General features: G+C 65.2%; 17 protein-coding genes, 1 tRNA gene and 1 pseudogene. 8 read left to right on the forward strand and 11 right to left on the reverse strand.

Annotated elements, in window-relative coordinates:
* The 4 genes and pseudogenes from AB4Y43_RS21080 to AB4Y43_RS21095 all read right to left on the reverse strand — a co-directional run.
* Window positions 1-713 (reverse strand): biotin/lipoyl-containing protein (locus AB4Y43_RS21080; protein WP_368728708.1); only part of this gene is annotated, 713 nt, incomplete at its 3' end.
* Between the two features lie 95 nt (window positions 714-808).
* A complete protein-coding gene (aceF, locus tag AB4Y43_RS21085) occupies window positions 809-2,479 on the reverse strand; it encodes a dihydrolipoyllysine-residue acetyltransferase (RefSeq protein ID WP_368610259.1) in 1,671 nt (556 codons plus the stop codon).
* Between the two features lie 78 nt (window positions 2,480-2,557).
* A complete protein-coding gene (aceE, locus tag AB4Y43_RS21090) occupies window positions 2,558-5,254 on the reverse strand; it encodes a pyruvate dehydrogenase (acetyl-transferring), homodimeric type (RefSeq protein WP_368728709.1) in 2,697 nt (898 codons plus the stop codon).
* Between the two features lie 153 nt (window positions 5,255-5,407).
* Window positions 5,408-5,630, reverse strand: a pseudogene (locus AB4Y43_RS21095) (hypothetical protein).
* Here AB4Y43_RS21095 and fixL point away from each other — a divergent pair.
* The 4 genes from fixL (at window position 5,550) to AB4Y43_RS21115 (ending at window position 12,126) form a co-directional block, all read left to right on the forward strand.
* Entirely contained in the window at window positions 5,550-8,063 is a 2,514-nt protein-coding gene (fixL, locus tag AB4Y43_RS21100; RefSeq protein ID WP_368606274.1) for an oxygen sensor histidine kinase FixL, read from the forward strand. The pseudogene AB4Y43_RS21095 and the gene fixL overlap by 81 nt on opposite strands.
* Entirely contained in the window at window positions 8,060-8,707 is a 648-nt protein-coding gene (gene fixJ, locus AB4Y43_RS21105) for an oxygen response regulator transcription factor FixJ (protein WP_368728710.1), read from the forward strand. The genes fixL and fixJ overlap by 4 nt, the downstream gene beginning before the upstream one ends.
* Before the next feature lie 218 nt (window positions 8,708-8,925).
* Window positions 8,926-9,780 (forward strand): bifunctional methylenetetrahydrofolate dehydrogenase/methenyltetrahydrofolate cyclohydrolase FolD, encoded by an 855-nt coding sequence (gene folD, locus AB4Y43_RS21110; protein WP_342945898.1) that lies wholly within the window; start codon window positions 8,926-8,928, stop codon window positions 9,778-9,780.
* Between the two features lie 246 nt (window positions 9,781-10,026).
* On the forward strand, window positions 10,027-12,126 hold the full coding sequence (locus AB4Y43_RS21115; RefSeq protein WP_368617687.1) for a M3 family metallopeptidase: 2,100 nt from the start codon (window positions 10,027-10,029) through the stop codon (window positions 12,124-12,126).
* 83 nt (window positions 12,127-12,209) lie between these two features.
* Here AB4Y43_RS21115 and AB4Y43_RS21120 read toward each other — a convergent pair whose 3' ends face one another.
* Together AB4Y43_RS21120 and dinB are read right to left on the reverse strand one after the other, a co-directional pair.
* Entirely contained in the window at window positions 12,210-13,496 is a 1,287-nt protein-coding gene (locus AB4Y43_RS21120; RefSeq protein ID WP_368617688.1) for an amidohydrolase family protein, read from the reverse strand.
* A 113-nt stretch (window positions 13,497-13,609) separates the two neighbouring features.
* Entirely contained in the window at window positions 13,610-14,806 is a 1,197-nt protein-coding gene (gene dinB, locus AB4Y43_RS21125; protein WP_368728711.1) for a DNA polymerase IV, read from the reverse strand.
* Window positions 14,807-14,947: 141 nt separating this feature from the next.
* Here dinB and AB4Y43_RS21130 point away from each other — a divergent pair, with 141 nt between their 5' ends.
* Complete coding sequence (locus AB4Y43_RS21130; RefSeq protein ID WP_368728712.1) at window positions 14,948-15,655, forward strand: aspartate/glutamate racemase family protein; 708 nt, start codon at window positions 14,948-14,950, stop codon at window positions 15,653-15,655.
* 97 nt (window positions 15,656-15,752) lie between these two features.
* On the opposite strand, the gene AB4Y43_RS21135 is transcribed toward AB4Y43_RS21130, so the two are convergent.
* Together AB4Y43_RS21135 and AB4Y43_RS21140 are read right to left on the reverse strand one after the other, a co-directional pair.
* Window positions 15,753-15,829: transfer RNA gene (locus tag AB4Y43_RS21135), tRNA-Met, on the reverse strand.
* Window positions 15,830-15,965: 136 nt separating this feature from the next.
* Complete coding sequence (locus tag AB4Y43_RS21140) at window positions 15,966-16,508, reverse strand: PadR family transcriptional regulator (protein ID WP_342945903.1); 543 nt, start codon at window positions 16,506-16,508, stop codon at window positions 15,966-15,968.
* 188 nt (window positions 16,509-16,696) lie between these two features.
* On the opposite strand from AB4Y43_RS21140, the gene AB4Y43_RS21145 reads away from it, so the two are divergent.
* On the forward strand, window positions 16,697-17,698 hold the full coding sequence (locus tag AB4Y43_RS21145; protein WP_342945904.1) for a nitronate monooxygenase family protein: 1,002 nt from the start codon (window positions 16,697-16,699) through the stop codon (window positions 17,696-17,698).
* Window positions 17,699-17,759: 61 nt separating this feature from the next.
* On the opposite strand, the gene AB4Y43_RS21150 is transcribed toward AB4Y43_RS21145, so the two are convergent.
* Window positions 17,760-18,380 carry a 2-hydroxychromene-2-carboxylate isomerase gene (locus AB4Y43_RS21150; protein WP_342945905.1) on the reverse strand — a complete coding sequence of 207 codons (621 nt, stop codon included), beginning with the start codon at window positions 18,378-18,380 and terminating at the stop codon, window positions 17,760-17,762.
* 100 nt (window positions 18,381-18,480) lie between these two features.
* Between AB4Y43_RS21150 and AB4Y43_RS21155 the strand changes: the two genes are divergently transcribed.
* Window positions 18,481-19,209: an SDR family oxidoreductase gene (locus AB4Y43_RS21155; RefSeq protein ID WP_342945906.1), complete on the forward strand. Its 729-nt coding sequence runs from the start codon at window positions 18,481-18,483 to the stop codon at window positions 19,207-19,209.
* 83 nt (window positions 19,210-19,292) lie between these two features.
* Complete coding sequence (gene xth, locus AB4Y43_RS21160; protein WP_368606283.1) at window positions 19,293-20,078, forward strand: exodeoxyribonuclease III; 786 nt, start codon at window positions 19,293-19,295, stop codon at window positions 20,076-20,078.
* Window positions 20,079-20,087: 9 nt separating this feature from the next.
* On the opposite strand, the gene AB4Y43_RS21165 is transcribed toward xth, so the two are convergent.
* Window positions 20,088-22,181, reverse strand: coding sequence for a prolyl oligopeptidase family protein (locus AB4Y43_RS21165; RefSeq protein ID WP_368728713.1), 2,094 nt, complete (start codon window positions 22,179-22,181; stop codon window positions 20,088-20,090).
* A 117-nt stretch (window positions 22,182-22,298) separates the two neighbouring features.
* Window positions 22,299-23,870, reverse strand: a complete 1,572-nt coding sequence (ntrC, locus tag AB4Y43_RS21170; RefSeq protein ID WP_342945909.1) for a nitrogen regulation protein NR(I) — start codon at window positions 23,868-23,870, stop codon at window positions 22,299-22,301.
* Window positions 23,871-23,905 lie beyond the last annotated feature (35 nt).

A 23,905-nucleotide genomic window follows, 5' to 3' on the forward strand; every position in this document is an offset into this window, starting at 1 on the left:
CCCACGCCCGTCACGACTTCGACCTTGCGCGCCTTCGCCATGCCGGCGAGGCCGCCCGTCAGCTTCTTGACGACGCCCGACTTGAAGTCGCGCAGGCGGTCCAGGTCGATTTGCGGCTTGCCGAACGTGATGCCGTGCGAGCCGAGCGCTTCAGCTTCGTCGATCACGAGCGCCGTGTGCAGCAGCGCCTTCGACGGGATGCAGCCCACGTTCAGGCACACGCCGCCGAGCGTCGAATAACGCTCGACCAGCACGGTCTTCATGCCGAGGTCGGCGGAGCGGAACGCCGCCGAGTAGCCGCCGGGGCCCGCGCCGAGCACGAGCATGTCGCATTCGACATCGGCGCTGCCGCCGAAGCTGCCGGCTTGCGGGGCCGCGGTTTTCGAAACTTCTGCGGTCTTCGGTGCTTCAGCCGCCTTCGGTGTTTCGGCAGCCTTGGGCGCTTCAGCCTTCGGAGCCGGCGCCGCTGCGCCTTCCGACGCCTCGACCAGCGCGATCACCGTGCCCTGCGAAGCCTTGTCGCCGGCTTTGATCTTCACTTCCTTGACGGTGCCCGCGACGTCGCTGGGCACTTCCATCGTGGCCTTGTCCGACTCGAGCGAGAGCAGCGTCTGCTCCTTCTCGATGACATCGCCCGCCTTGATATTGACTTCGATGACGTCGATGTCCTTGAAGTCGCCGATATCCGGCACTTTCACTTCGACGAGACTCATGGTGTCCCCTACCCCTAAAGGATGACCGGCCGCGCCTGCCGCAGCGCGCACGTCGTGGACGTGCGGCGCGTTAGCGCGTGCCGGTCAAATCGGTTTTACAGAATCACGCGGCGGAAATCGCCGAGGATCGAAGCGAGGTACGCGTTGAAGCGCGCGGCCGCTGCACCGTCGATCACGCGGTGATCGTACGAGAGCGACAGCGGCAGCGTGAGGCGCGGCACGAACTGCTTGCCGTCCCACACCGGCTTCATCGCGCTCTTCGACAGGCCGAGGATCGCCACTTCCGGTGCGTTGATGATCGGCGTGAAATGCGTGCCGCCGATGCCGCCGAGCGACGAAATCGAGAAGCAGCCGCCTTGCATCTGGTCCGGCTTGAGCTTGCCTTCGCGCGCGAGCTTCGAGAGCTCGGCCATTTCCTTGGCAATGTCGACGAGGCCCTTCTTGTCCGCGTCGCGGATCACCGGAACGACGAGGCCGTTCGGCGTGTCGGCGGCAAAACCGATGTGGTAGTACTGCTTGAAGACGAGGTTGTCGCCGTCGAGGCTCGCATTGAACGCCGGGAACTTCTTGAGCGCCGCGACGCAGGCCTTGATGACGAACGCGAGCATCGTGAACTTCACGCCCGCCTTCTCGTTTTCCTTGTTCAACTGCACGCGCAGCGCTTCGAGGTCGGTGATGTCCGCTTCGTCGTTGTTCGTGACGTGCGGGATCATGACCCAGTTGCGGTGCAGGTTCGCGCCGGAGATCTTCTTGATGCGCGACAGCGGCTGCGTGTCGATCGGGCCGAACTTCGTGAAGTCGACCTTCGGCCACGGCAGCAGGTTCAGGCCCGCGCCGCCCGCAGCCGGTGCGGCTGCGGCGCCGGCCGGCGCTGCGAGCGCGCCCGTCATCACGCCCTTCACGAACGCGGTGACGTCGTCCTGGGTGATGCGGCCCTTCGGACCCGTACCCGTGACACGGGCAACGTCCACGCCGAGTTCGCGCGCGAACTTGCGCACGGACGGCGAGGCATGGCTCGGACGGCTCGAGCCGCCTTCGCCTGCCGGAATGATCGGCGCCTGCGCGAGTGCCGAAGGCGCTGCGGCGGCAGCCTTGGCCGGCGCTTGCTGGGGCGCGTCCGACGGCTCTTCGACGTGCTTCGCAGCCGGTGCGGCGGCGGGTGCCACGGCGCCTTCTGCTTCGACGACGACGATCTCGGTGCCTTCCGACACGTTGTCACCGACCTTGACCTTGATTTCCTTGACGACGCCGGCCACGGGGCTCGGCACGTCCATCGTCGCCTTGTCCGATTCGAGCGTGACGAGCGACTGCTCCTTCTCGACGCGGTCGCCGACCTTCACGCCGATCTCGATGACCGGTACGTCCTTGTAGTCGCCGATGTCGGGGACCTTGACCGACTGCACGCCGCCGCTTGCGGCGGGCGCTGCAGCGGGGGCCGGCGCAGCCGCCTGCGCGGGCGCGGCGGCAGGAGCGGCCTTTTCTGCCTTCGCGGCGGGCGCGGGAGCGGCGGGCGCAGCGCCTGCACCGGCGCCGTCCAGCACCAGCACGAGCGAGCCTTCCGACACGTTATCGCCGACCTTGACCTTCACTTCCTTGACCGTGCCCGACGCCGGGCTCGGCACGTCCATGGTCGCCTTGTCCGACTCGAGCGTGATGAGGGACTGCTCTTTTTCGACGGTATCGCCCGCCTTCACCAGCACCTCGATCACAGGAATGTCCTTGTAATCGCCGATGTCCGGCACCTTGACTTCGATCGCTTGACTCATTGTTAGTGTCTCCGGGGCCGCATACGACACGCCTCCCCGCTTCGGGGAGGCGCACATGCCATGCACTGGGGTGATGGGTTAGACGGTCATCGGGTTGGGTTTGGACGGATCGAGGTTGTACTTGGCGATCGCCTCGCCAACCACCTTGCGCTCGATCTTGCCTTCGTCTGCGAGCGCATTGAGCGCTGCAACCGTGGTCCAGTAACGATCGACTTCGAAGAAGTGACGCAGCTTCTCACGCGTGTCCGAACGGCCGAAGCCGTCGGTGCCGAGCACCACGAACTTGCGCGGCACCAGACCGCGGATCTGGTCGACCAGCGCACGCACGTAGTCGGTCGAAGCGATGATCGGACCTTGCGTGTCCTTGAGCAGCTTCTCGACGTGCGATTCGCGGCGCGGCTCGCTCGGGTGCAGCAGGTTCCAGCGCTCGACTTCATGACCTTCGCGAGCGAGTTCGGTGAAGCTCGGCACGCTCCAGAGATCGGCTTCGACGCCCCAGTCGTTCTTCAGCAGGTCAGCGGCCGCGATCACTTCGTTGAAGATCGTGCCCGCGCCCATCAGCTGAACGCGCGGCGCCTTGGCGTTCGCGTCGGCCTTGCGGAACGAGTACATGCCCTTGATGATGTCGGCCGCCACGCTCTCGCCCTGCGGAATCGCCGGGTGCTCGTAGTTCTCGTTCATCACCGTGACGTAATAGAACACGTCTTCCTGGTCCTGCACCATGCGGCGCAGACCGTCCTGCATGATGACCGCGAGTTCATAGCCGAACGTCGGGTCGTAGCTCACGCAGTTCGGCACCGAAGCCGCCCACAGGAGCGAGTGGCCGTCTTCGTGCTGCAGACCTTCGCCGTTGAGCGTCGTACGGCCCGCCGTGCCGCCCAGCAGGAAGCCGCGCGAACGCATGTCGCCTGCGGCCCAGGCCAGGTCGCCGATACGCTGGAAGCCGAACATCGAGTAGAAGATGTAGAACGGGATCATGATCTCGCCGTGCGTCGAGTACGACGTCGCAGCTGCGATCCAGTCCGACATGCCGCCGGCTTCGTTGATGCCTTCCTGCAGGATCTGACCGCTTTCCGATTCCTTGTAGAACATCAGCTGGTCGGAATCTTCCGGCACGTACTTCTGGCCTTGCTGATTCCAGATGCCGATCTGGCGGAACAGGCCTTCCATACCGAACGTACGCGACTCGTCCGGCACGATCGGCACGACGCGCTTGCCGAGCGCCTTGTCCTTCAACAGGATGTTCAGGATCCGCACGAACGCCATCGTCGTGGAGATCTCGCGGCCTTCGCCCGTGCCCTTGAGCAGCGGCTCGAATGCGTCGAGCGCCGGCACCGGCAGCGACTCGGCCTTCTGGCGGCGAGCCGGGAGATAACCGCCGAGGTCCATGCGCTTCTGGCGCATGTACTCGAGTTCCTTCGAGCCTTCTTCGAACGTGAGGTACGGCACGTCGACGATCTGCTCGTCCGTGATCGGCAGGCGGAACTGGTCGCGGAACTTCTTGAGCTGATCCACCTGCATCTTCTTCTGCTGGTGGGTGATGTTCATGGCCTGGCCGGCTTCGCCCATGCCGTAGCCCTTGATCGTCTTCGCGAGGATGACGGTCGGCTGGCCCTTCGAGTTCGAAGCTTCGTGGAATGCCGCGTAGATCTTGTGCGGGTCATGGCCGCCGCGGTTCAGGTTCCAGATGTCGTCGTCGGACCAGTCGGCGACCAGCGCCTTCAGTTCCGGCGTATTGAAGAAGTGCTCGCGCACGAACGCGCCCGACTCCGACTTGTACGTCTGGTACTCGCCGTCGACCACTTCCATCATGCGGCGCATCAGCGCGCCCGACTTGTCGCGTGCGAAGAGCGCGTCCCAGCGGCTGCCCCAGATGACCTTGACGACGTTCCAGCCGGCGCCGCGGAACTCGCTTTCGAGTTCCTGGATGATCTTGCCGTTACCGCGCACCGGGCCGTCGAGGCGCTGCAGGTTGCAGTTGATGACGAACACGAGGTTGTCCAGACGCTCGCGGCCGGCCATGCCGATCGCGCCGAGCGATTCCGGCTCGTCCGTTTCGCCGTCGCCGAGGAAGGCCCAGACCTTGCGGCCGTCGGTCTTGGCAATGCCGCGCGCCTGCAGGTACTTCATGAAGCGCGCCTGGTAGATCGCCATGATCGGGCCGAGACCCATCGAGACGGTCGGGAACTGCCAGAAGTCCGGCATGAGCCACGGGTGCGGGTACGACGAGATGCCCTCGCCGCCCACTTCCTGGCGGAAGTTGTCGAGCTGCTTTTCGGTCAGGCGGCCGAGCAGGAACGCGCGCGAGTAGACGCCCGGCGACGAGTGGCCCTGCACGAACACGAGGTCGCCGCCATGCTCGGCGGAAGGTGCGCGCCAGAAGTGGTTGTAGCCGACGTCATAGAGCGTGGCCGCCGATGCGAACGAAGCGATGTGGCCGCCCACGTTCGTGTGCTTGCCCGCGCGCAGCACCATGGCCATGGCGTTCCAGCGCGTGTACGAGCGGATGCGGTGTTCGATATCCTGGTCGCCCGGGTTCCTGGCCTGGTTGGCGACGGGGATCGTGTTGATGTACGGCGTGTTCGCCGAGAACGGCAGATGCTCGCCGTGCACACGGGCGAATTCGATCTGCTTTTCGATCAGGTAGTGGGCGCGATCAGGGCCGACAGTCGAAATGACGCCGTCCAGCGCTTCAAGCCATTCGGCGGTTTCCTGGGGATCCTCGTCCTTGTCGGCGGCAACGTACTTGAGGACTTCGTCGGGTACAGCGGACATGCTCGTCTCCTGAATATAGGGGAACGCTGTTGATCGGACCATGCGGGCGGCAACGCTTAAGACGTGACCGGGCCAACCGCAGCAGCTTCGGGGCGATTGTAATGACCCCCCTGACCATCGCGCAACAAAATTTTCGAATTGCGAGATGCGATTTTATAATGCGAAAAATTGCTGCAGCGCACGCTTAATCGTTCGCGCCCTTGAGCCGATAACGGCCAGTTTGCACCTGTTTATCGGCGATTTACGCCTTTTTTCGCGGCATTTCCGTGTCTTACGCTGAGCTACAATCCTTGCCATGTTGACCGAACGGCTTTTCGCACGCTCGGCGCGGCCGCCCGGAACGCCCGGCGAGTCGTCGCCGTCTCGCTGGCACCACGGACCCTGGTGGTCGAATTCCTATTTGCTGACGCCGCTCCTGTCGATCCTCGTGTTCCTGATCGTCATGAGCCTGATCTTGTGGAGCCTGAACCGCCGCGAGCAACAGCAGCAGGAAGACACGCTCTACCGCAACGTCGCATGGGCCCAGCAGCAGATCCGGCTATCCATGACAGGCGCGCAGGAGCAGCTGCAGGCGCTCGCTCGCGACCTCGCCGCGGGCCACAGCGATCCGCAGTATTTCCAGACGTCCACCACGGACATCATGCAGGGCCATCCGGAGATCCTCTATCTCAACTGGTACACGAGCCAGGAGGCGCCGCGCTGGCCCAACACGGCGATGCCGGTCTTCGGCCAGCGCCTCGCGAAGCCCAACGACGCGCAAATGGACGAGGCCGTGAAGGCCGCTTTCGCCGAGGCGCGCGCCACGCGCCGCCAGGTGTATTCGCCGCTTATTTACGACGACGTCGGTAACGGCTACATCACGCTGCAAACGCCGGTATACCGCGATCGTGAATTTCTTGGGTCGATCGCGGCCGTGTTTTCGGTCGAAGGCATCCTGAAGCACGACATTCCATCTGAGCTGTCGGCCAAGTACAAGATTTCGATCCTCGACGCGAACAACCGCGAGCTCGCCACCACCTCGACCCGGCCGCGCCTGCCGCGCGACGTCTATTACGACCTGCCGCTCGATCCGCCCGGCCAGGGCGTGTCGGTACGCGTGTACTCGTATCCGCAGATGACCAACTTCACGAATAACACGCTCGTGTGGCTGGTCGCGGGGCTGTCGTGCTTCGTGCTGTGGAGCCTCTGGAGCCTCTGGAAGCACACGCGCCAGCGCTTCGAGGCACAGCAGGCGCTCTATGCGGAGGCGTTCTTCCGCCGCGCGATGGAAAACTCGGTGCTGATCGGCATGCGCGTGCTCGACATGCACGGCCGCATCACGCACGTGAACCCGGCGTTCTGCCGCATGACCGGCTGGGACGAAAGCGACCTCGTGGGCAAGAACGCACCGTTCCCCTACTGGCCGCGCGACGCCTACCCCGAAATGCAGCGCCAGCTCGACATGACGCTGCGTGGCAAGGCGCCCTCCTCGGGGTTCGAACTGCGCGTGCGCCGCAAGGACGGCTCGCAGTTCCATGCGCGCCTCTATGTCTCGCCGCTCATCGACAGCTCGGGCCGCCAGACTGGCTGGATGTCGTCGATGACCGACATCACGGAGCCCAAGCGCGCCCGCGAAGAACTCGCCGCCGCGCACGAGCGCTTCACCACCGTGCTGGAAAGCCTCGACGCCGCCGTCTCGGTGCTCGCCGCCGACGAAGCCGAACTGTTGTTTGCGAACCGCTACTACCGCCACCTCTTCGGCATCCGCCCGGACGGCCATCTGGAACTCGCGGGCGGCGGCGGCTTCGATTCGGCGAGCGCCTCTTCCGATTCGATCGACATGGTCGACGCCTTCGCCGGCCTGCCCGCCACCGCGCTCACCGAGAGCACGGCGGACGCGCAGGAGGTCTATGTCGAGAGCATCCAGAAGTGGTTCGAAGTGCGCCGTCAGTACATCCAGTGGGTGGACGGCCACCTCGCGCAGATGCAGATCGCGACCGACATCACCACGCGCAAGCAGGCGCAGGAACTGGCTCGCCAGCAGGACGAAAAGCTCCAGTTCACGAGCCGCCTGATGACGATGGGCGAAATGGCCTCGTCGCTGGCGCACGAGCTGAACCAGCCGCTCGCCGCGATCAACAACTATGCCTCGGGCACCGTCGCGCTCGTGAAGTCGGGCCGTGCCGCGCCCGACAACCTGCTGCCCGTGCTCGAGAAAACGGCGCAGCAAGCCGTGCGCGCGGGCATGATCATCAAGCGCATCCGCGAGTTTGTGAAACGCTCCGAGCCCAAGCGGCAGGCCACGCGCGTAGCCGACATCGTCGCCGACGCGGTGGGCCTCGCCGAGATCGAGGCGCGCAAGCGCCGCATCCGCATCGTGACCGACATGCGCTCGCGCATGCCCGTGATCTACGTCGATCCGGTGCTGATCGAACAGGTGCTCGTCAACCTCTTGAAGAACGCCGCGGAAGCCATGGCCGAAGCGCGCCCGAATGCGATCGACCCGGTGATCCGCGTGATCGTGAAGCGCGAAGGCGGCAACGTCTGCATCAGCGTGGTCGATCAGGGCCCCGGCGTCGACGAAGCCACGGCCGAGCGTCTCTTCGAACCCTTCTACAGCACCAAGTCGGACGGCATGGGCATGGGCCTGAACATCTGCCGTTCCATCATCGAATCGCACCGCGGGCGTCTCTGGGTGGTCAACAACGTCGAATCCGACGGCCACATCAGCGGCGCAACGTTCCATTGCAGTCTGCCTATCGGCGAATCGGACACCCCCTCGCGGAACACCGACGAACCGACTCCACAAACCGTTACGGGAGAGCCATGAACAGCCCAGTCACCACCCAGGAAACCGTCTTTGTTGTCGATGACGACGAGGCCGTACGAGATTCCCTGCGTTGGCTCCTCGAAGCGAACGGCTACCGCGTCCAGTGTTTCAACAGCGCGGAGGAGTTCCTCGAGGCGTACCAGCCGGCGCAACAGGCCGGGCAAATCGCCTGCATGATTCTCGACGTGCGCATGCAAGGCATGAGCGGCCTCGAACTGCAGGAACGTCTGATCGCCGAAAACGCCTCGCTGCCGATCATCTTCGTGACGGGCCACGGCGACGTGCCGATGGCCGTTTCGACCATGAAGAAGGGCGCGATGGACTTCATCGAGAAGCCCTTCGACGAAGCCGAGCTGCGCAAGCTGGTGGAGCGCATGCTCGACAAGGCGCGCAACGAAAGCACCAACGTGCAGCAACAGCGCGCGGCCGCCGAACGCCTCGGCAAGCTCACGGCGCGCGAACACCAGGTGCTCGAGCGCATCATCGCGGGCCGCCTGAACAAGCAGATCGCCGACGACCTCGGGATCAGCATCAAGACGGTGGAGGCGCACCGCGCCAACATCATGGAGAAGCTCAACGTCAACACGGTCGCCGACCTGCTGCGACTCGCGCTCTCCAACAAGCCGCAACAAGCGCAGCGGTAAGCACGTCTTTCTCCGGCAGCATGCATGCGCACCCACGGCGCGCGCATGCTGCCGCCGGCGTCTCGCCGCGACCCTCTTTCCACCCCCCATCGTCCGTTCAGGCAGGAGCACGGCCGCTGCGCGGGTATAATATCGCCCTTCGAATGGCGCCCGCCCCACGCGCGCCAGCGCTCGCGCCCACACGAGCCCGCATAGCCCACTCTCGACCCCGACCGACCATGACTGCCACTATCATCGACGGCAACGCCCTCTCCAGGAAACTGCGCGCGCAAGTCGCTACGCGCGCCGCCGCCCTCACCGCCCGCGGCCATCAGCCGGGACTCGCCGTCGTGCTGGTCGGCGACAATCCGGCAAGCGAGGTCTACGTGCGCAACAAGGTCAAGGCCTGCGAGGACAACGGCCTCTACTCGTCGTACGACCGCTATCCCGACTCGCTTTCCGAAGCCGACCTGCTCAAGCGCATCGACGAGTTGAACCGCGACCCGAAAATCAACGGCATTCTCGTGCAGTTGCCGCTGCCGAAGCACATCGACAGCCACAAGGTGATCGAAGCCATCGCGCCCGAGAAGGACGTGGACGGCTTTCACGTCGCCAACGCGGGCGCGCTCATGACGGGCCAGCCGCTCTTTCGCCCCTGCACGCCCTATGGCGTGATGAAGATGTTCGAGGAATACGAGATCCCGCTCGAAGGCGCGAACGCCGTGGTGATCGGCCGCTCGAACATCGTCGGCAAGCCGATGGCGCTCCTGCTGCTCGAAAAGGGCGCGACGGTCACGATCTGCCACAGCAAGACGCGCGACCTCGCGAAGCACACGCGCGACGCCGACATCGTGGTCGCCGCGGTGGGCAAGCGCAACGTGCTGAGCGCCGACATGGTCAAGCCCGGCGCGACCGTGATCGACGTGGGCATGAATCGCGACGACAACGGCAAGCTCTGCGGCGACGTCGATTTTGCGGGCCTGAAGGACGTGGCCGGCTTCATCACGCCGGTGCCGGGCGGCGTCGGCCCGATGACCATCACGATGCTCCTCGTGAACACGATCGAAGCCGCAGAGCGCGCGGCAGGCGCGTAAGCAGCACGCGACGACGCGTCGCGGCATGACGTTCCCGAAGCGGCCCACCACGGGCCGCTTTCTTTTTGCGGCGCCGCCCGCCTGAACGAGTGCAGCCGCGATTGCGGCACCGCCCCCCGACATCTGTTAATTTGCTCGGATAACCCGGTTGGAAAGCGCGCCTGGCGCCCCAATACTCTGGCTATCGGGCGCGCGCATGCCGCGCCCCGGTCCACTAACCCGCGACAGACAGGAACAGGAAGCATCATGGCTACTACCCCCTCCGACAATCCGCTCCTCGACTTCACCGGACTGCCGCGCTTTGGCGAAATCCGCCCCGAACACGTGACGCCCGCGCTCGACGTCCTGCTCGCGAACGCGAAGGCCGCGGTCGAGCGCGCCGCGCAACCCATGACGCCCGCGCAATGGAGCGACGTGGTCGAGCCGGTCGAGCGCGCCAGCGAGCCGCTTTCGCGCGCCTGGGGCGTGGTCGGCCACCTGAACGCCGTCGCCGACACGCCGGAGCTGCGCGCCGCCCACGGCGAGAACCTGCCGCGCGTGACCGAATTCTGGTCGAGCGTCGGCCAGAATCTCGAGCTCTTCAAGAAGTACAAGGCCATTACGAATCACAACTCGTTCGAGCTGCTCTCGGGCGAGCGCAAGAAGATCCTCGACAACTCGCTGCGCGACTTCCGCCTCTCCGGGGCGGAACTGCCCGAAGACCAGAAGCCGCGCTTCGCCGAGCTGCAGGAGCGCCAGGCCGCGCTCGCCAAAGCCTTCTCCGACCACGTGCTCGACGCGACCAATGGCTACGCGTTCTATGCCACGAATGAAGCCGACCTCGCGGGCCTGCCCGAGGACGTGATCGCCGCCGCGCGCGAAGCCGCCGAGCGCGAGAACAAGGAAGGCTGGAAGTTCACGCTGCACTTCCCCTCGTACTTCCCGGTGCTGCAGTACTCGGAAAACCGCGCGATGCGCGAGACGATGTACCGCGCCTACGTCACACGCGCGTCCGAGCTTGGCCCCGTCTACGGCGGCGGCAAGGCCGAATGGGACAACACGGCGATCATCGAGGAGCAACTGAAGCTGCGCGCCGAAGAAGCGAAGATGCTCGGCTACGACAACTTCGCCGAAGTCTCGCTCACGCCGAAGATGGCGGAAACGCCGGCTCAGGTGATGAGCTTCCTCGAAGACCTCGCCACGCGCGCGCGCCCGCACGCCGAAAAGGACTGGGAAGAGCTGCGCGAGTTCGCCGCGAGTGAACTGGGCCTCACGCAGATCGAGCCGTGGGACATGGCATTCGCCGCCGAGCGTCTGCGCCAGAAGCGCTACTCGTTCTCGGAAAATGAAGTGAAGCAGTACTTCCCGGAAGACTTCGTGCTGCAGGGCCTCTTCAAGGTCACGGAAACGCTCTTTGGCGTGCGCATCCGCCCGGACAGCGCGCCGGTGTGGAATCCCGATGTGCGTTTCTTCCGCGTGGAAAACGCGGACGGCACGCTCGTCGCGCAGTTTTATCTCGACCTCTATGCACGCGAAGGCAAGCGCGGCGGCGCATGGATGGACGACGCCCGCTCGCGCCGCAAGCTCGAAGGCAACGACGTGCAAACGCCCGTCGCGTATCTCACGTGCAACTTCTCGGCGCCGGTCGGCGGCCGCCCCGCGTGCTTCACGCACGACGAAGTCATTACGCTCTTCCACGAGTTCGGTCACGGCCTGCACCACATGCTCACGCGTGTGGACGAACTGGGCGTGTCGGGCATCAACGGCGTGGAGTGGGATGCCGTCGAATTGCCCTCGCAGTTCATGGAAAACTTCTGCTGGGAATGGGACGTAGTGCGCGAAATGAGCTCGCACGTCGAAACCGCCAGGCCGCTGCCGCGCGAACTCTTCGACAAGATGCTCGCCGCGAAGAACTTCCAGAGCGGTCTCGGCACGCTGCGCCAGATCGTGTTCTCGATGTTCGACATGGCGCTGCACGTGGACTTCGACGCTTCGAAGGGCAAGAGCGCGAACGACCTCGCACGCGAGATCAACGAGCGCTACCACGTCATTCCGCAGGCATCGTTCTCGCGCTGGCCGAACACGTTCAGCCACATCTTCGCGGGCGGCTACGCGGCCGGCTATTACAGCTACAAGTGGGCCGAAGTGCTTTCCGCCGATGCCTATGCGGCCTTCGAGGAAGCCGCGCAGGCCGCGAAGTCGAGCGTGCTCGACGAAGCGACCGGCACGCGCTACCGCAAGGAAATTCTGGAAGTGGGCGGCAGCCGCCCGGCGATGGAATCGTTCAAGGCCTTCCGCGGCCGCGAGCCGAACATCGACGCGCTGCTGCGCCACAACGGCATGGAGCAGCCGCCGGCACAGCAGTGAACGCGTGACTCGCTCGTAAGCGATCCGAACTAAAACCGCGCATGGGTGTGGAACCCATACGCGGTTTTTTATTGCCCCGCGTTTTATCGATACAGCCTGAAATCGACGCTTGGCGGCCGACCTTCGAGTGCAAGCGCCGCGCGCTGCGCGGGTTGCCGGCTCACCACCCTGCCCCGGCTCACGACCGCGAGCCGCGCCGCGCGCAGCCGGATCGCCTCGATGGGATCGCGCGCGTCGAGCACCACGAGATTCGCCGCGCAACCGGGCGCCACGCCGTAGCCTTCGAGGCCGAGGATCGTCGCGGCATTCACGGTCACCGCGTCGAACGAGGCGCGCGAGGCCTCGGTGCCCGTCATTTGCGCGACGTGCAGGCCCATGTGCGCGACTTCGAGCATGTCGCCCGAGCCGAAGCTGTACCACGGGTCCATCACGCAGTCATGGCCGAACGCGACGGTCACGCCTGCCGCCATCAACTCGGGCACGCGCGTCATGCCGCGGCGCTTCGGATAGGTATCGGCGCGCCCTTGCAGCGTGATATTGATGAGCGGATTCGCGATCGCCGCGACACCCGACTCGCGCATGAGCGGGATCAGCTTGCTCACGTAGTAGTTGTCCATCGAATGCATCGACGTGAGATGCGAGCCGGCTACGCGCCCATGCAGGCCCAACCGGTGCGTTTGCGCCGCGAGCGTTTCGATGTGGCGCGAGAGCGGGTCGTCGGATTCGTCGCAATGCATGTCCACGCGCAGTCCCTTTTCGGCGGCGAACTCGCAGAGCAGGCGCACCGATTCGGCGCCGTCGGCCATCGTGCGCTCGAAGTGGGGAATGCCGCCCACCACGTCCACCCCCATCGCGATCGCGCGCTTGAGATTGTCGAACGCACCGGGGCTGCGCAATACACCATCCTGCGGAAACGCCACGAGTTGGAGATCGAGATACGACGCGACGCGGCGCTTCACTTCGAGCAGCGCTTCGACCGCGAGTAGCCGTGCATCGCACACGTCGACGTGCGAGCGGATCGCGAGAAGCCCGCGCGCGACAGCCCAGTCGCAGTACTGCAGCGCGCGCTCGACGAGCGCCTCCTGCGTGAGATGCGGCTTGAGCTCGCCCCACAGCGCGATGCCCTCCAGCAGCGTGCCCGACGCATTCACGCGCGGCAGGCCGTACGAGAGCGTGGCGTCCATGTGGAAATGCGCATCGACGAACGGCGCACTCACGAGCGCACCCGCGGCGTCGATCTCCTCGCGCGCCGCGGTCGCGAGGTGCGGCTCCACCGCGGTAATGCGCCCCGCCTCGATGCCGATATCCACCGTGGGATACCCGGCGGGATGCGCATGCGCGAGCACCGCGCGGCGAATGATCAGGTCCATCTGCGGCTCCTTGTTCTGGCGTGGTGGCGTGGCGCTTTCGTTTCGGCTCGCGTCGATTCTATCGGCGCCAGAATGGCGCCGCCAGCGGCGTGGCCCCCCTCCACGCGAAGGCGTCACACGAGCGCGTTCGGGCCATCGTCTTCCGCTGGGTCGTCGTCGAAAAGCGCGAACTGCCCGCGCAACGCCGGGCTCTCCTCTTCGAGCCGCACGCCCACGCCGAGCAGCCGCACCGCCAGCTTGCGTCGCGCGAGCCCCTTTTCGAGCATCAGCAGCAGGGTGCGCACATCGGTGGAACTGGCCACACACTCGACCGTCGTGCGCTGGAAGTCGGCGAAGCGGATCTTCACGAAGAGCTTGCGCACGGCGTGCGCGCAACCCGCGCGTTCGATGCGCGCGTCGAGCTGCACTGCAAGACGCTTCAGCTCCTCGCTGCACGCTTCGAGCGTGAGCAGATCGTCCACGTAGGTCGTCTCGACGCTCACCGACTTGCGCTCCTGATCGGCGCGCACGGGCCGGTCGTCCAGGCCGCGCGCGAGTTCGTAGAGCCGCTTGCCGAACACGCCGAAATGCCGATGCAGATCGAACAGCGACCATGTGCGCAGTTGCGCGCACGTGGTGAGCCCGAGGTTTTCGAGCTTCGCTGCCGTGACCTTGCCGACGCCGTGAATCTTGCGTACGGGCAGTGCAGCGATGAAGGCATCGACTTCAGGCGGCCGCACGACGAAGAGGCCATCGGGCTTGTTCCAGTCCGAGGCGATCTTGGCGATGAATTTGTTCGGCGCGACGCCGGCCGATACCGTCACGCCCACGGTTTCGCGCACGCGCGCGCGTATTTCCTCGGCGATCAGCGTGGCGCTGCCTTTGCAGCGCGAGGCGCGCGTGACGTCGAGATAGGCTTCGTCGAGCGAGAGCGGTTCGACGTCGGGCGTGTAGTCCCGGTAGATCGCCATGATCGCGCGCGAGGCGGTGCGGTACTTCTCCATCGCCGTGGGCAGGATCAAGAGCTCGGGGCACTTGCGCATGGCGAGCGCCGAGGACATCGCCGAATGAATGCCGAAGCGCCGCGCATCGTAGTTGCAGGTGGCGATCACGCCGCGCTGGTCGGGCCGGCCGCCCACCGCGAGCGGACGGCCGCGCAAAGAGGGGTCGTCGCGCATTTCGACCGACGCATAGAAGCAGTCGCAGTCGCAATGGATGATCTTGCGACCGGCGGCGGCAAGTGCGGCGGCGGTGCGCCCCGGGTCGGGTGCAGGCGGCGGCGCGAGGTCGGAAGAAGGCGAGGTCACGGTCCCGATACTGTACAAAAACACAGTATTATTTTCAAGACAAGTGTCCGCGCCCTTTGTCGGCTCCCGTACCGCTTCGGATCGGCCGGACCGTCTCTGGACTGCTGGCTGCGCGGGCCTATACTCGTGCGGACTGAACAGGCCACGAGCGTGAGGAACGAATCGATGAAGACAATCGGGGTGATTGGGGGGATGAGTTGGGAATCGTCGGCCGAGTATTACCGGCTGCTGAACCGCCACGCCAAGGCGCGTCTGGGCGGCCATCACAACGCGCGCAGCCTGATGGTGACCGTAGACTTCGCGCAGGTCGAAGCGCTCCAGCGCGCGGGCAACTGGGCCGCGCTAGGCGTGCAGATGGCCGAAGCAGCGCAGCAGCTCGAACGCGGCGGCGCCGATATCGTGCTGCTCGCGACGAACACGATGCACCGCGTGCGCGCGGCAATCGAGGCGACGATTTCGATCCCCTTCCTGCATATCGCGGACCCGACCGGCGAGGCGCTGCGCGCGGCGGGCTTCAGGCGCGCGGGCCTGCTCGGCACGCGCTACACGATGGAACAGGACTTCTACGTGGGACGATTGCGCGAGACGCACGGCATCGAAGCGATCGTGCCGAACGAACACGATCGCGCGGACGTGCATCGGATCATCTACGACGAGCTGTGTCACGGCAACGTCGATGCGCAGTCGCGGCGCGTGTATCAGCGCGTGATCGATGACCTCGCGGCACGCGGCGCGCAGGCGGTCATTCTCGGCTGCACGGAAATCACGCTGCTCATCGGGCAGAACGATTCTGCCCTGCCGGTGTTCGACACGACCGCGTTGCACGCGCAGGCTGCGGTGGATTGGGCGATTGGAAGCGAGGCAGGTGCTTAGCGCTATGACGCTCGTGGCTGCTTCGAGACGCAGAAAACAAAAAACCCGCTTGGAGCGGGTTCATTGATTGGCACGAGGCCTTGCTGCTTCAGACGTTTGGTTGCGGGGGTAGGATTTGAACCTACGACCTTCGGGTTATGAGCCCGACGAGCTGCCAGACTGCTCCACCCCGCGTCCGTCAGAGAAAAGAATTATAGGGTGCAGAGACCGCTCCGTCAAGCGTCTTTTTCACATCACTGAAACATCACGCGTTCGGGCATCATCGAGCCGGCGATCACACAGCGGGAATTACTTCGGACAACCTGGCACATCACTGTGCCTGCAAAGGTTCCACCAGCGTGCGCACCTCTTCCGCCCAGGCAAGCCACATCTCCTGCGTATGAATGCCCGCCTTGAGGATCGCGTACTGCAACTGCTGCCCGCGCGTGAGCGACGCCGCGCCGAAATCGCGCTGCTCGATCTCCCGATACGTCGCGAGCCGTGCACGATTTTCTTCGATGAGCCGCGCGAGTTCCTCGGCGAGGCCAAGCGGCCCGATCACGGCATCGGCGCGCAGCTTGAGCAGAAACACGTTGCGCGAGTCGAGGTCGAGCGCGGTCTCGCGCACCCAGCGCGCCACTTCGTCCCGCCCGACCGCCAATACGCAATACACCTTCTTGCGCGACGCGGCGGCCGTCTCGTCCTCGATGACCGACACCCATCCCGCGTCGACCATGCGGCCCAACTCGCGATAGATCTGCTGATGGGTGGCGTGCCAGAAGTAGCCGATTGCGCGATCGAAGCGGCGCGCGAGGTCGTAGCCTGACGAAGGCTTTTCCAGCAAGGCGATGAGGATGGCATGCGGCGTCGACATGCGGCGATTCTAAACCACGCCTCGCCCGATACCGGATCTGTTGCGGATCGAATTTTCCATCTATGCAACTGGTTGCATAGTTTCGACGGCTTTGCTATGTTTGAACCTGCCAGCCGGCGCGCACGCCGGCGCATCGAATCACGCGAGGGCAGCCGCACCCGGCGGCCCCGCCAGTCCAGGAGATATGGATGTCCCTGCCCGCCGTGCTGCGCCGCGGCCTGTCGATTCCGGTCGTCGGCTCGCCCCTCTTCATCATTTCGAATCCCGATCTCGTGATCGCCCAGTGCAAGGCGGGCGTCGTCGGCTCGTTCCCCGCGCTCAATGCGCGGCCCGAGCACGTGCTGGGCGAATGGCTCGACCGCATCACCAACGAGCTCGCCGAGTACAACGCGAAGCATCCTGACGCCCCGGCGGCGCCTTTCGCGGTCAACCAGATCGTGCACAAGTCGAACGACCGCCTCGAGCACGACCTCGGCGTGTGCGCCCAATACAAGGTGCCGATCGTCATCACGTCGCTTGGCGCGCGCGAAGAGGTCAACCACGCGATCCACGCATGGGGCGGCATCGTGCTGCACGACGTGATCAACAACACGTTCGCCAAGAAGGCCATCGAGAAAGGCGCGGACGGCCTGATCGCCGTGGCCGCTGGCGCGGGCGGCCATGCGGGCACACTCTCGCCGTTCGCCCTCATCCACGAAATTCGCGAATGGTTCGACGGCCCGCTGCTGCTGTCGGGCGCGATCGGCAACGGCAACGCGATTCTCGCGGCGCAGGCGGCGGGCGCCGATCTCGCCTATATCGGCTCGGCGTTCATCGCCACGCATGAAGCGAATGCCGTCGACGCCTACAAGGAGATGATCGTCGAAGGCGGCGCGGGCGATATCGTCTACTCGAATCTCTTCACGGGCGTGCACGGCAACTATCTGCGCCAGAGCATCGTGGCGAGCGGTCTCGATCCGGAGGCGCTGCCGCAGTCGGATCCGTCGGCGATGAATTTCGGCTCGACGCGCGTGAAGCCGTGGAAGGACATCTGGGGCTCGGGCCAGGGCATCGGCGCGGTAAAGAGCATCGTCCCGGCGGCTGAACTCATCGCGCGTTTGAAGCGCGAATACGAGGCGGCGCGCGTGCGTCTCGGCGTGGTGAGCGCGCCGCTAGCCGAGCAACGATCCGTAGAACAAGCCGCGCTCTGATGCGCAGCGCGAGGCGGGAGCGATCATGCCGCATCCGCCTCGCCTCGTGATGCAACGCCTTTTACGCGTGCGACTTCAGGCGCGCGATTTCCTCTTCGACGTCGCGCAATTGATCCTTGCCGAAGTACATTTCCTCGCCGACGAAGAACGTCGGCGAACCGAACGCGCCGCGCTCGAACGCCGACTGCGTGTTCGCAAGCAGCGCGGCTTTCACATCGGCGTCCTGAATCGCCGTCTCGAATGCCGTGGCATCGAGGCCGTCCGCCTCCAGCGCCGCGCGGATCACGGCGGGGTCGTCCATCTTGAGGCCCTCTTCCCACATGTGCGCGAACATGCGGTCCACGTAGCGCTCGAACGTGCCGAAGCGCTGCGCCGCAATCGCGCCGCGCATGATCTGCAATGTATTCACCGGGAAGTGCGGATTGGGCCGATAAGCGCTCAGCCCATGCCGCTCTATGAAGCGCCGCATCTCGAGCATCATGAACTTGCGCTTGTTTTCGATGTCCGCGAACGCCTCGGCCGGCGAGCGATTGCCGCTCAGCTTGAAGAGGCCGCCAAGCAGGATCGGCACATACTCGAAACGCACCTGCCGGCGCGCTTCGATGCCGCCGATCACCTTGTGGCACAGGTAAGCGTTAGGACTGCCGAAGTCGAACAGAAACTGCACCTTGATGTCAGCCATCGTGTCTCCCTTATGTGAATTCGCGCACCTTTGCCCGGGCGCGCCGACGTCCTAAGATACCTGAAACCGGGCCGCTGCAATCGACAGTGAGACAAGCACCATGACGCAAAAGAAAGCCGTATTGGTAATCGGCGCAGGCGACGCCACCGGAGGCGCCATCGCGCGCCGCTTCGCACGCGAAGGCTACATTGCGTGCGTGACGCGTCGCAACGCCGCCAAGCTCGCGCCGCTCGTCGCGCAGATCGAAGCCGAGGGCGGCGAAGCACACGCCTTCGGCTCGGACGCGCGCAAGGAAGAGGACATGATCGCGCTGTTCGCGGACATCGAAACGCGCATCGCGCCCATCGAGGTGGCGATCTTCAATATCGGCGCGAACGTGCGCTTCGGCATTACCGAAACCACGGCGCGCGTCTATCACAAGGTCTGGGAAATGGCCTGCTTCGCCGGGTTTTTGATGGGTCGCGAAGCCGCAAAAGTGATGCTGCCGCGCGAGCGCGGTTCGATCTTCTTCACGGGCGCCACCGCGAGCCTGCGCGGGCGCGAGGGTTTTGCGGCGTTCGCAAGCGCAAAACACGCGCTGCGCGCCCTCGCCCAGTCGATGGCGCGCGAACTCGGACCGCAGGGCATTCACGTCGGCCAGATCATTGTCGATGGCGCGATCGATACCGAGTTCATCCGCGAGAATTTTCCTGAGCGCTACAAGCTCAAGGAACGCGACGGCATCCTGAACCCGGAGCACATCGCCGACGCCTACTGGACGCTGCACCAGCAGCCGCGCGATGCGTGGACACACGAACTCGATCTGCGGCCGTGGCTCGAGCAATGGTGAGGCAACTGTTGCCCGCCTGGCGAAGCAGGCGATAATGGCGGCCAAGTGCACCGAATGCACACCGTCACCCTATCGAGCCTCACATGAAAATCGCAACGTGGAACGTCAACTCCCTCAAGGTCCGTCTGCAGCACGTCATCGACTGGCTCAACGAGAGCAAGACCGACGTGCTCTGCCTCCAGGAACTCAAGCTCACCGACGACAAGTTCCCGCGTGCCGAACTCGAGGCGCACGGCTATCGCAGCTGGTTCGCGGGCCAGAAGACCTATAACGGCGTGGGCATCCTCGTGCGCGAAGGCCTGTTCGTCGACGAGGCCACGGTCGTGCGCAACATTCCGGGCTTCGAAGATCCACAGCAGCGCGTGATCGCCACGACCATCGGCGACGTACGCGTGGTGAGCGCGTATTTCCCCAACGGCCAGGCGCCCGGCACCGAAAAGTTCGCGTACAAGCTGCAATGGCTCGACGCCATGCACGACTGGCTCGCGCAGGAGATGCAGCGCTACCCGAAACTCGCGCTGCTCGGCGACTACAACATCGCGCCCGAAGACCGCGACGTGCACGATCCGAAGGCCTGGGAAGGCCAGAACCTCGTCTCGCCCGAAGAGCGCGCGCAGTTTCGCCGCCTGATCGAACTGGGTTTCGTCGACGCGTTCCGCCAGTTCGAGCAGCCCGAAAAGCTCTTCACGTGGTGGGACTATCGCATGTTCGCGTTTCGCCGCAACGCGGGCTTGCGCATCGACCATATCCTGCTCTCGCCCGCGCTTGCCGGGCACCTCACCGCGTGTGAAGTCGACAAGGTGCCGCGCAAATGGGAACAACCCTCCGATCACACGCCGGTGATCGCCACGCTCGATATCGCGGGCTAAACGCGCGCCTTACCAGTTCCCTACGAGCGTAGTCCACAGAAAGCGATAAACGAGCGCGTCATACTCCGCGCGCTCGAGCGAATCGCTGCCGGGGCCGTGGCCGCCTTCAGTGTTCTCCAGATACCAGACATTCGCATGCCCCTGCTGCTCCATGCGCGCGACCATCTTGCGCGCGTGTGAGGGGTGCACGCGGTCGTCGCTCGTCGAAGTCGTGAACAGCGACGGCGGATACACGACACCGGGCTTCACATGGTGGTAAGGCGAATAGGCGGCCAACGCACGCGACTCTTCGGCATCCTCAGGATCGCCATATTCGTCGATCCATGACGCACCCGCATGCAGCAGCGGGTAGCGCTGCATGTCGAGCAGCGGCACCTCGCACACCACGGCGCCGAACAGCTCGGGGCGCTGCACCATGCACGCGCCCACGAGGAGCCCGCCATTGCTGCCGCCCTTGATGCCCAGTTGCGCGGCGCTCGTGTAGCCATCGGCGATCAACTGCCCGGCCACCGCGATGAAGTCGTCGAACGAGCGCTGGCGATGCTCGCGCTGCGCCTCGACGTGCCAGGCGGTGCCGTACTCGCCGCCGCCGCGAATATGCGCGATCGCCACCACGCCACCCTGCTCCAGCCAGCCAATGCCCGAGCCGACGAGGTATTGCGGCGTGAGCGCGATGGCGAAGCCGCCGTAGCCCGTGAGCAGACACGGCGACGCCTTGCGCGACTCGCCTTCGAGTACGGCCTTCGGGCCGATCACGGTAAACGGGACGCTCGTGCCGTCCGCCGAGCGCGCGTGCGAGCGGATCACCGCGAGCGGGCCGGAATCGAACTGTGTGGGCCAGCGGTCGAGCAATTCCCACTGCTGGAGATCGGTTTGCGCGAGATCGGCGAGCCAGTATTCGGGCGGCAGCAAGTAGTCGTCGACATCGACGAATACCTCGTCGTTGAGCGTGTCTTCGATGGGCGAGACATCCACCTGCGAACTCGCACGCGCAGGAAACACGCGCGACTCCCAGCGCCATGCGCCATCGTCCTGCCGCGGCTGCCATAGCATCGTGCGGCTTTCCACATCATCGAGCCAGGAGACGATCAAGACGTTGAGCGTATTGGTCCAGTCGCACGCCGACGTAACCGGCGTGGGCGTGAAGAGCGTCGTGAACGCGCGATCGCCCGCGAGGAAAGCGTCTTCGCGGATCACGAGCAACGCACCGCCCTTGTACGTCACGCCCGCAACGCTCCAGTCGAGGCGCGGCTCGAGCAGCAGCCAGCCGTGCCACGCGCCGACCGAGACATGCGTAGGCACGTCGTACACCTGCCAGTCGCCGCGCTCATCGAGACGATAGGTGTATGAATCGAAGAAGTCGACACTGCGCACCACGTCGTGGCGCTTCTCGACCGGATCGTAGTCGCCCTCCACGCTGATGTCGTCGAACTCGCCGCTGAACACCACGGGTGCGTCGGCGAGCGCGGTGCCGCGCGTCCAGCGGCGCACCTCGCGCGGATAGCCCGAGCGCGTGAGCATCTTCTTGCCGCTCTTGCCGCCCGCGTCCCATCCCAGGTACACGGTATCGCGATCGATCCACGAAATGATGTGCTTGCCTTCCTTCGCGATGGCGAAACCATCGTCGAGGAATTCGCGCTTCACGATGTCGAACTCGCGCACGATGACCGCATCGGAGCCGCCATCGGAAAGCTGGATCAGCGCGCGGTCGCCGTCAGGGTAGAGGATGTCGATGCCGGCGCACACCCATGGCATGCCTTCTTTCGCGCCGAGCGCGTCGAAGTCGATGAGCGTTTGCCACTGCGGCTCGTGGGCGCGCCAGTCGGCCCAAAGCGCGCGGCGCCACAGGCCCTTGGGATTGTCTTCGTCCTCCCAGAGATCGTAGGCCCATTCCTGCCAGCGGCTCGGGATCACGGGCCGCTCGCGCGGCAGGTAGGCCTGCGCGAGGCGCTTCTCGAGCGCCTCGAAGCGCGCACCACCTTGCCACGCGGCGCGCGTGCGCGCATTCTGCGATTCGACCCAGGCCATGACGGCAGGGTCGTCGAGCGATTCGAGCGAAAGGAACGGATCGGCCTCGGTGGGCCAGGGAGAAGTCACGGGCATGATCGGTCGTCGACAGGAAAACAGCGTCGATTATGCCCTGTGTGCGCGCCGATGCACTGCGCGCCGGGCCGGCTCGCGTGACGCGAGACCGGCCCGGTGCCACAAGCTAGTACGCGCTCATTCCAGATTGAGTTCCTGGATCTTGCGCGTGATGGTGTTGCGGCCGATGCCAAGACGCTCGGCCGCCTCGACCTTGCGCCCGCGCGTGAAGTCGAGCGCCTCGCGGATCACGGCGGCCTCGAAGCGGCGCGAGAGTTCGTCCATGACGTCGGCGCTGTTTTCGCGCAACAGACGCGCGACTTCCGTGCGCAGACCGCTCTCCCACACGCTCAGCGCCGAGACTGCGGCAACGGCGCCGTTGGACGCACCGAACGCGGGCGTGCCGAACACCACGCCGCCGATCACGCCGGGCAAGCCCGCGCCGGCCACGGCGCCCGCAACCGGCGAGACGCCGCCCGCGCCATTGGCCGCCGCGCCCACTTCGGAGGCGGCCGAAGCATCGGCGAGATGCACCACCGCTCCCGCCGAGCTGTGCGCAGGCACGAGGTCAGGCGGCAGATCCTTGATCTCGATGGTCTGCGCGGGCGCCATCACGGTGAGCCAATTCGCGAGATTCTCGAGCTGACGCACATTGCCGGGAAACGGTAGCGACGACATCCACGCGAGCGCCTCGTCCGACACGCGCTTGGGCTCCACGCCCAGCTCGCGCGCGCTCTTCTGAAGGAAGTGGCGCGTGAGCAGCGGAATGTCCTCGCTGCGTTCGCGCAGCGCAGGCAAACGCAGCCGAATCACGTTGAGGCGGTGATACAAGTCCTCACGGAACAGCCCCTGGCGCACACGCGTTTCGAGGTTCTGATGCGTCGCGGCGATCACGCGCACGTTCGCACGCAGCGGGTTATGCCCGCCCACGCGGTAGAACTGCCCATCGGAGAGCACACGCAAGAGGCGCGTTTGCAGGTCGAACGGCATGTCGCCGATTTCGTCGAGGAACAGCGTGCCGTTCTCGGCCTGCTCGAAGCGGCCCTGGCGCATGGCCTGCGCGCCGGTGAACGCACCGCGCTCGTGGCCGAACAGTTCGGATTCCAGAAGATCCTTCGGGATCGCCGCAGTGTTCAGCGCGATGAACGGACCGTTCGCGCGTGGGCTATGTCGGTGCAAGGCGCGCGCGACAAGCTCCTTTCCGGTGCCAGACTCGCCGGTGATGAGCACGGTAGCCGCCGAATGCGAAAGCCGCCCGATGGCGCGAAACATGTCCTGCATGGCCGGCGCCTGGCCGAGCATCTCGGGCGCTTCGGCGGGACGCTCGTCCCACTGCTGCTCGCCCCGCATGCTTTCGTCCACGGCGCGGCGAATCAGCTCGACGGCCTTGTCGACGTCGAACGGCTTGGCGAGATACTCGAACGCGCCGCCCTGAAACGCGGCAACGGCGCTGTCGAGGTCGGAGAACGCCGTCATGATGATGACGGGCAAGCCCGGCACGCGCTCACGCACGGTTTGCAGCAGCTCGAGGCCCGAGCCGCCCGGCATGCGGATGTCGGAGACGAGCACCTGCGGGCTGTCGTGATCGAGCGCGCTCGCGGCTTCGCGCACGTTCGAAAAGCTTCGGGTAGCGAAGTTCTCGCGGGCAAGGGCCTTTTCTAGCACCCAGCGTATCGATTGGTCGTCGTCTACTATCCAGATCGGCTTCATAAGTTCGGTCAGAAGTCCTGGTGGCGTGCGGTATC

It is taken from the genome of Paraburkholderia sp. BR10872 (genome assembly GCF_040965835.1).
Lineage (GTDB): Bacteria > Pseudomonadota > Gammaproteobacteria > Burkholderiales > Burkholderiaceae > Paraburkholderia > Paraburkholderia nodosa_A.